The sequence below is a fragment of the Corallococcus exercitus genome (genome assembly GCF_003611585.1).
In the GTDB taxonomy this organism is placed as follows: Bacteria; Myxococcota; Myxococcia; order Myxococcales; family Myxococcaceae; genus Corallococcus; species Corallococcus exercitus.
The window spans coordinates 1-1,207 of sequence record NZ_RAVW01000797.1 but is presented as its reverse complement, the minus strand read 5'-3'; the positions used below and the strand labels follow the sequence as shown (position 1 = coordinate 1,207).

Genomic DNA, 1,207 nt, shown 5'->3' with positions numbered 1-1,207 from the left:
GAGGGAGAGGCCCTGGCCGCGCAGGTGCTGGGAGCCATGGAGGCCCGGACCCCGCGCCGCTGAAAGTGGCCGGAAGTCGTCAGCAGGCGTGCAGGCGCCCGGACTTCGGCGCGGGCGCTCGCGGTTTTCCCGCCCGTCGAGTGGTCAGCCGGTAGACTCCGCCTCTCCCCACCGCCCCCCGTGCCTGCCTTCGTGAAGACGTCACGTCCACCGTCCCTTTCCCTGTTGGGTTTCCTCGCGCTGGGTGTGCTCGGTGCGTGTGGACCGTCGCCCACGACCATCACCCTCGAACAACCCGAGCAGCGCTACCTGCGCACGCAGGGGCAGAACCTGCCGCTCAACTACACCGTGCTGGATGCGGACGGGCGCAAGATGATGGACACGCGCCTGCGCTGGACCAGCTCCGCGCCGGAGGTGGCCTCCGTGCTGGAGGACGGCACGGTGGTGGCGCGCAAGTCCGGCAAGACCATCATCGGCGTGCAGGGTGGCCGCGCGAAGGCGGCGCTGCCGCTGGACCTCACCATCCTCGCGTCGCTGGACGTGCGCGCGCCGGGCGCGGACTTCGTGGAGGTGGGGCGCACCATCAAGCTGCGCGTGGTGGCGCGCAATGAAGCGGGCCACGTCATCCCCGACGCGGTGCCCGCCTTCCGCTCCAGCAACGAGGAGGTGGCGCGCGTGGAGAACGGCGAGCTCATCGCCGCGTCGGCCGGCACGGCCACCGTCACCGCGACGCTGGGTCACCTGAACCGCGCCATCGCCGTGCAGGTGGTGCCGCCGGACTTCGCCCGCCTGGGGCTGAACCTCACCTCGTACACCTTCAAGAAGAAGGGCCAGTCGGTGATGGTCCAGGCGCGCGCGTACAACCGCAACGGCGTGGCGCTGGAGAAGGTGCCGCTGGAGTGGTTCAGCTCCAACACCGCCGTGGTGACGGTGTCCCCCGAGGGCCGCGTGACGGCCGTGGGCCAGGGCCGCGCGGTGGTGTCGGTGGTGGCCGGCCGTCGCCGCACCGCCGCGGACTTCATCGTCGAGTAGGGCCGGCCCCCAGGCTTGGCGCCGTTCGGCGAAGGCCGGGCCCGCCGCATGGGAGTGGCGGGCCACCGGTCTGCTACGGCTTCTTCGCGGGAGGCGCGGCGGGCTTCGCGGGCGCGGGCTTCTTGGCGCCCTTCTTCTTGGCCGCGGCCTCCACGTCATCCGGGCAGGGCGGGCG

General features: G+C 72.3%; 1 protein-coding gene. It reads left to right on the top strand.

From position 1 onward, the window contains the following. Positions 1 to 225 precede the first annotated feature (225 nt). Positions 226 to 1,032: an Ig-like domain-containing protein gene (locus D7W79_RS42105; RefSeq protein WP_244222283.1), complete on the top strand. Its 807-nt coding sequence runs from the start codon at positions 226 to 228 to the stop codon at positions 1,030 to 1,032. Positions 1,033 to 1,207: the final 175 nt, after the last annotated feature.